Here is a 7143-nt window from a genome sequence, read left to right as displayed (position 1 = left end):
GGGCAAACGCCCGGCGGCATGGACGACCAGCAGTAAGGGAACTATGTGAAGCGAAGCAGTCCGCTGTCACCGCTGTTGCTGGGAGCCTTCGGGCTCCTGGCCATCAACTTCCACCCGGTTGCCCAGGCAGCCGATGATATAGACCCTCAACTGCGCCAGATCGGGCCATCGCTGCTACGCGATGCGCCCGAAGCGGTGCCTGCGCGCCCGGCCATTGGCATGGCACCGGTCGCCAGTGGCGAACGCCTGGGGCTGACCGACGCAGTGCTGCAAGCTGCGCAGTGGCACCCAAGCATCGCCGAAGCCATCGGCAACCTGTACAAGCAGGGCGAAGGCATCAACGTCGCCCGCGCGGGGTATTACCCGCAAATTTCCGGCGGTATCCGCACCGGTTACGACACCGGCTATGGCGGCGACCGCAACAGCCAGGCCCTCAACCTGTCGCTCAAGCAGATGCTCTACGACTTCGGCAAGGTCGACAGCGCCGTCAGCGCCGCCCAGGCCGCCGCTGCACGCGCCCAGGCCAATATCCTGCTGGTGGTGGATGACCTGGCCCGTGACACCGCCTATGCCTGGATCGAAACCCGCCGCTACGAGCAGCTGATGACCATTGCCCGCGACCAGATCCGCGGGGTCGGCGACATTGCCGGCATGGCCCGCCAGCGCAGCGACATGGGCGCCAGCACCCGTTCCGACGTGGTGCAGGCCGAGTCCCGGGTGGAAAGCGCCCGGGCCACGCTGGAGGAATACCAGTCGCAGTACGAGCGCTGGCGCTCGACCCTGGCGGCGCTGATGGGGCGCGTGACCCCACCGGCACTGGCCGAAGAGTCACCTCCCGCATTGAACCAGGCCTGCAAGCGCCCCTCGCAAGGCGATGACCGCTTGCCCGCCGTGCTGATGGCGCTGGCCCAGCGCGCCCAGGGCCAGGCCGAGCTGGCCCAGGCCAAGGCCGAGGCCTACCCGACCGTGTCGTTGCAACCACAGGTCAACCATTACCTGGACAACGACTACAACCGCGACAACTCACGCATGGACCGCACCCAGGCGGGTATCTACCTGAACGTCGAGGTACCGATCTACCAGGGCGGCGCCATCAGCGCCCGCAGCCGCGCCGCCGGCCATGCCCTGACCGCTGCCGACTCCGCCGAGGATGCCGCCCGCCTGCAAGCCCGTCGCGGCCTGGCCGAAGCCATGGCGCAAACCTCCGGGTTAGGCCGTCGCCTGACCTCGCTGGAGGCGCGTCAGGTGAGCATTCAGGAAGCCCGCATGCTCTATGGCCGCCAGTACCTCGACCTGGGCACCCGGCCGCTGCTCGACCTGCTCAACGCCGAGGGCGAGATCTACCAGTCACGCTTCGAACTTGCCGGCACCCGCTCCGACCTGCTGCGCCTGGATGTCGACTGCCTGTACAACACCGGCGCCCTGCGCACGGCCTTTGGCCTTGACGGGCGCAACCTGCAAGGTGTGGAGATCCAGCCATGAGTGATTCGATCAATGTGACCCTGCCCACCCAACCTGCTGCCCCAGCGGCCGAGCAACCGCATCGGCCAGATCTGGGGCCTTGGCTTGAGGTCATGCTGCAGGTGGCGCACCACTATCGCCTGGATGTGTCGCCCCAGCGCATTCGCCTGGCTGCCGTCGAAGACGCCCGCCCACTGGACGAAATCCTCCGGCACATGGCGCGCCAGGCCGGCCTGGCGCTGCGCTTCGTGCGCTTCGATGCCAAGGGCCTGCGGCAGTGGCGCACGCCACTGGTGCTGGAACTGGACGACGGCCAGTTGGCAGTGGTCGAGTCGGTGACCGAAGAGGACGACCTGGCCGTGGTGTTCGCCGGCGACCAGGGCCTGACCTCGCGCCTGCCACGCGACACCCTCAAGGGCCGTATCAACCGGGTCGCCCTGCTGCGCCCGGCGCGGCCATTGCGTGACGTGCGCACCGACGACTACACCGCTCCTTACGACCGCCACTGGTTCGCCCGCATCGTGCTGCGCGACCTGCGCCCCTACGGGCAGGTCATGGTCGCCTCGCTGGTGGCCAACGTGCTGGCCCTTGCGGGCGTGCTGTTCTCGATGCAGGTGTACGACCGGGTGATCCCGGCCGAATCGCTGCCCACCCTGTACGTGCTGTTTGGCGGCGTGGTGCTGGCGCTGGTGTTCGATTTCAGCATGCGCCTGCTGCGGCTGAAGGTGACCGACCTGCTCGGCAAGCGCGCCGACTTGCGGGTGAGTGACCTGGTCTACGGGCATGCGTTGCGCCTGCGTAACTCGGTGCGGCCGAAATCCACCGGCTCGTTCATCTCGCAGCTGCGCGAGCTGGAGTCGATCCGCGACCTGATCACTTCCAGTACCGCCACGGCCTTGGCCGACTTGCCGTTCTTCCTGCTGTTCCTGTTCGTGTTCTGGCTGATCGGCGGGGTACTGGTGTTCATCCCGCTGGTGGCGCTGCTGGCGATGGTGCTGCCCGGGCTACTGGCACAACGGCGCCTGGCGCGGCTGGCCAATGCCTCGATGCGCGAGTCTGCGCTGCGCAACGCGATGCTGGTGGAAAGTATCCAAGGCCTGGACGAGATCAAGGCACTGCAAGCCGAAGCACGCTTCGAGCGCCAGTGGAACCAGTACAACGCCGCCTGCGCCCATACCAACCTGCGCCTGCGCACCCTTACCAATGGCCTGGTGACCTGGACGCAGAACGTGCAAGGCGCGGTGTTTGCCGTGGTCATCGTGATCGGCGCCCCCATGGTGATTGCCGGCGACCTCACCACCGGTAGCCTGGTGGCAGCCTCGATGCTGTCGTCACGAATGATGGCACCGCTGGCGCAACTGACCCATGTGCTGACCCGCTGGCAACAGGCCAAGGTGGCCCTGCAAGGGCTGGACAAGCTGATGCAGTCCCCGGTCGACCACCCCGAGGGCGAAGCCCGTGTACACCTGCCGGCGATCCGCGGCGAATACCGCCTGCGCCAGGCCAACTTCCGCTACAGCGAAGAGTCCCCACCCGTACTGAACATCGGCCAGCTGGACATTCAACCGGGCGAGCGCATTGCCGTGCTCGGCCGCAACGGCGCCGGTAAATCGACCCTGCTGCAAGCCTTGGGTGGGGCCATGGACCTGGTGCAAGGCGAAGTCAGCCTGGACGGTATCGCCCTGGCCCACCTCGACCCTGCCGACCTGCGCCGTGACGTCGGCCTGCTGCCGCAGTATGCCCGGCTGTTCCACGGCACCCTGCGGGAAAACCTCACCCTGGGCGCCGGCCAGGCCAGCGACCAGGAGCTGGTGGCCGCACTCGCCGCCACGGGGGCACTGGACTTCGTGCGCCGTCTGCCCAAAGGCATGGATCACCTGATTCTGGAAGGTGGCCTGGGCCTTTCGGGCGGTCAGCGCCAGGCGCTGGTGCTGTCGCGCCTGCTGGTGCGTCAGCCGCAGGTACTGCTGCTGGACGAGCCGACCGCGTCGCTGGACGACCTGACCGAGCGAAAGCTGCTGGATAACCTGGAGCGCTTCTGTCAGGGCCGCACCCTGGTGATCGCCACCCACCGCCTGAGCGTGCTGCAACGGGTCGATCGCATCGTGGTGCTGGATGGCGGGCGCATCGTCATCGACGACACGCGTGATGCCGCAATGGCCAAACTGCAAGGAGCGCAGGCATGAGCAACCATGAACTCCCGGCCTCCTACCTGGATGGGCAGGACGACCAGGCGGTATTCCGCGCCGGCCGCATCATCACCATCTGCGCGCTGATGCTGGCGGCGTTCCTGGCCTGGGCGGCCTGGTTCGAAGTGACCGAAGTGTCCACCGGTACCGGCAAGGTAATTCCCAGCTCGCGCGAGCAGGTAATCCAGTCATTCGAGGGCGGCATCGTGGCGCAGATGAGCGTGGCCGAGGGCGACCTGGTAGAGCGCGGCCAGGTGCTGGCCCAGCTCGACCCGACCAAGACCGCTTCCAGCGTTGGCGAAAGCGAAGCCAAGTACCGCGCCGCCAAGGCCAGCCAGGCCCGTTTGCAGGCCGAGGTGACTGGCAAGCCGCTGACGTTCCCCGAAAGCCTGCGCGACTCACCCGACCTGATAGACGCTGAAACAGCCCTGTACCAGACCCGGCGACGCGGCCTGGAGCAGACCTTGGCGGGCATCCAGGACTCGCTGCAACTGGTGCGCAGCGAGCTGAAGATCACCGAAAACCTGGCCAAGATGGGCGCCTCCAGCCGGGTCGAGGTGATCCGCCTGAACCGCCAGCGCTCGGAACTGGAGCTCAAGGCCAACGAGGCCCGCTCCGACTACCTGGTGCGGGCCCGGGAAGAACTGGCCAAGGCCAGCGCCGAGGCCGACAGCCTGGCCGAGGTGATCCGCGGGCGCAGCGACTCGCTTACCCGCCTGACCCTGCGTTCGCCGGTGCGAGGCATCGTCAAGGACATCGAGGTCAACACCCTGGGCGGCGTGGTACAGCCGGGCGGCCAGGTGATGAAGATCGTGCCGATGGACGAACGCCTGCTGATCGAAACCCGCATTGCTCCACGCGACATCGCCTTCATCCACCCGGACCAGGCGGCCAAGGTCAAGATCAGTGCCTATGACTACTCGGTGTACGGCGGGCTGGACGGCAAGGTGGTAGGTATATCGCCAGATACCTTGCAGGATGAAGTGAAGCCCGAAATCTACTACTACCGTGTGTTCATCCGTACCGAGCAGGACAGCTTGCAGAACAAGGCCGGCAAGCACTTTGCGATCGTGCCGGGGATGGTGGCCACGGTGGATATCCGCACCGGGGAAAAGACCATTCTGGACTACCTGATCAAGCCGCTGAACCGGGCCAAGGAGGCCCTGCGCGAACGCTGACCCGCATTTCTGGCAAACGCTGGCCCCTGTAGGAGCGGCCTTGTGTCGCGAAAGGGCTGCAAAGCAGCCCCGGGGTTTCAGCATAGATACACACATTGCCGGGGCTGCTTCGCAGCCCTTTCGCGACACAAGGCCGCTCCTACAGGGGCTGCGCAGCCTTCTCGATCGGTGACAGCACTTGCGGCCTAAAGCCCAGCCCGAACAGGCCGATAACCCGTTATCCCCTGTTCCCCACCGAAGGTCACCATGGCCACGCAAAATGCCCGCGCGGACTCGCTGTCGCTGCTGCTGTTCACCCTGCGCAGCGGCAAGTTGATGGCAATCAACCTGCTCAAGGTCAGCGAGATCATCCCTTGCCCGCCGCTGACCAAGCTGCCTGAAGCGCACCCCCACGTAAAAGGCGTCGCGACCTTGCGCGGCCATTCGCTGTCGGTCATCGACCTGTCCCGCGCCATCGGCGAGCGACCGCTGGAAGACCCGCAAGGTGGCTGCCTGATCGTCACCGAGATCAGCCGCTCGCGCCAGGGCCTGCATGTGCAGGCGGTCAGCCGCATCGTGCATTGCCTGAGCACCGATATCAAACCGCCGCCCTTTGGTTCAGGCAACCGCTCGTTCATCACAGGCGTGACCCGTGTGGACAACACCCTGGTGCAGGTGCTGGACATCGAAAAAGTCATCCACGCCATTGCCCCACCGGTAGCCGAACCGCATCACGGCACCTTGAGCGATGAGGATGCCAGCCTCCTGGCCGCCGCCAACATCCTGGTAGTCGACGACAGCCAGGTAGCCCTGCAGCAGTCGGTGCATACCCTGCGCAACCTGGGCATCGAGTGCCACACTGCGCGCAGCGCCAAGGACGCCATCAACGTGTTACTGGAATTGCAAGGCACCGCGCAGGAAATCAACATCATCGTCTCCGACATCGAAATGAGCGAGATGGACGGCTACGCCTTCACCCGCACCCTGCGCGAAACGCCAGACTTCCAGCACCTGTACGTACTGCTGCACACCTCGCTGGACAGCGCCATGAGCAGCGAGAAGGCAACCCAGGCCGGGGCCAACGCCATCCTGACCAAGTTTTCCTCGCCAGAGCTGACCGATTGTCTGGTGGTGGCGGCGCGTACCGTGGTGTTCGCCGAGCACTGATATATTCCGAGACAAACTCCCCGGTTTGCCGCCGGGGGTGAGCCGGGCATAATTCGCGCCCCTCGTGAGAAAACTGCCGGAACCGCGTATGAAGTTTTTCAGCTCCATCCTGATCAGCTGCGCCCTCTTCAGCGGTGTTGCCCAGGCCTCCAGTAGCCAGGCCTGGAACGAGCAGCGCCAGCAGATGCTCAAGGCCTGCCTGGCCGCCAGCCAGTTCAAGGATGCCCACGCCCGTGGCAAGCCCGCCGAATTCGATGACCAGGTGGGCATGAGCGCCCTGCTGATCGAAGGCGTCTACCCGCAGAAGCACATGCAGCAACGCACCGGCACCGAGTTGTGCCTGTACGACCGCCAGCACCAGCGTGCCTTTGTCAGCGAGTGGAGCCCGGAAGCCAAGTGACCGACAGCTTGCGATTCGGCTGTACCGGCTGCGGCAAATGCTGCACCGGGCACCACGTGCCGTTGACCCTTGATGAAGCGCGACGCTGGGCCGCTGACGCCGGCCAGGTGATCGTGCTGATCGAAGCGTTCGTCACCGATGGCCCCGGCATGCCGCTGGAGCAGCGTGAGCATGTGCTACGCCGCTCGCATCCGGTGCATTGCGGTGAAGGTGAGGCACGGGTGTCGGTGACTTTTGCTGCGTTCAACCCTGGGCGTTGCCGTAACCTCGACGACGCCGACCTTTGCACCATCTACGACGAACGCCCGCTGGTTTGTCGCATCTATCCGGTGGAAATCAACCCACACATTCCGCTGCGCCCGGACAGCAAGGACTGCCCGCCGGAGGCGTGGCAGCAAGGGCCGGAACTGATCCACGGCACGCAACTGGTCGATGCGGAGCTGGAAGCGCTGGTGCAAGCCTCGCGGCAGGCCGACCGCGATGATATTGCTGCCAAGGTGGCGGTGTGCCAGGCGCTGGGCATGACCACCAGTGCGCTCAAGGGTAATGGGTTTACCGCTTACCTGCCGGACATGGGGGCGTTTGCCACTGCGCTGGCGCAGGTGCCCGTGGATGACGGTACGCGGTGGAGCCTACATGTGGAAGATGAAGCGCTGGTGGCGAGCTTGCAGGGGTATGGTTTGCGCACGACCAGCGAGACCCCGGTGTACTACGCCTTTATCGGTTTCTAGCCAAACCACCAAACTGCAGGGCGTTGCACAGTCCCTGT

Annotated in this window: 6 protein-coding genes; all 6 read left to right on the top strand. The window is 65.5% G+C overall.

What is annotated here, in order from left to right:
- Positions 1 to 45 precede the first annotated feature (45 nt).
- Positions 46 to 1482, top strand: coding sequence for a TolC family outer membrane protein (locus ACQKPZ_RS00100; protein ID WP_427534891.1), 1437 nt, complete (start codon positions 46 to 48; stop codon positions 1480 to 1482).
- Positions 1479 to 3647, top strand: coding sequence for a type I secretion system permease/ATPase (locus ACQKPZ_RS00095; protein WP_427534890.1), 2169 nt, complete (start codon positions 1479 to 1481; stop codon positions 3645 to 3647). Before ACQKPZ_RS00100 ends, ACQKPZ_RS00095 begins: the two co-directional genes overlap by 4 nt.
- Positions 3644 to 4828: an HlyD family type I secretion periplasmic adaptor subunit gene (locus ACQKPZ_RS00090; protein ID WP_427534889.1), complete on the top strand. Its 1185-nt coding sequence runs from the start codon at positions 3644 to 3646 to the stop codon at positions 4826 to 4828. Before ACQKPZ_RS00095 ends, ACQKPZ_RS00090 begins: the two co-directional genes overlap by 4 nt.
- Before the next feature lie 246 nt (positions 4829 to 5074).
- The gene (locus ACQKPZ_RS00085; RefSeq protein ID WP_403198171.1) at positions 5075 to 5974 is read left to right on the top strand and encodes a chemotaxis protein; all 900 of its coding nucleotides are present in this window, start codon (positions 5075 to 5077) and stop codon (positions 5972 to 5974) included.
- Between the two features lie 88 nt (positions 5975 to 6062).
- The gene (locus tag ACQKPZ_RS00080) at positions 6063 to 6374 is read left to right on the top strand and encodes a hypothetical protein (RefSeq protein WP_427534887.1); all 312 of its coding nucleotides are present in this window, start codon (positions 6063 to 6065) and stop codon (positions 6372 to 6374) included.
- Complete coding sequence (locus ACQKPZ_RS00075) at positions 6371 to 7105, top strand: YkgJ family cysteine cluster protein (protein ID WP_427534886.1); 735 nt, start codon at positions 6371 to 6373, stop codon at positions 7103 to 7105. Before ACQKPZ_RS00080 ends, ACQKPZ_RS00075 begins: the two co-directional genes overlap by 4 nt.
- Positions 7106 to 7143: the final 38 nt, after the last annotated feature.

It is taken from the genome of Pseudomonas sp. NPDC089547, assembly GCF_050280665.1.
In the GTDB taxonomy this organism is placed as follows: domain Bacteria; phylum Pseudomonadota; class Gammaproteobacteria; order Pseudomonadales; family Pseudomonadaceae; genus Aquipseudomonas.
Note: the sequence above shows the minus strand (reverse complement) of the source record. Positions and strands in the feature narration are given on the sequence as shown.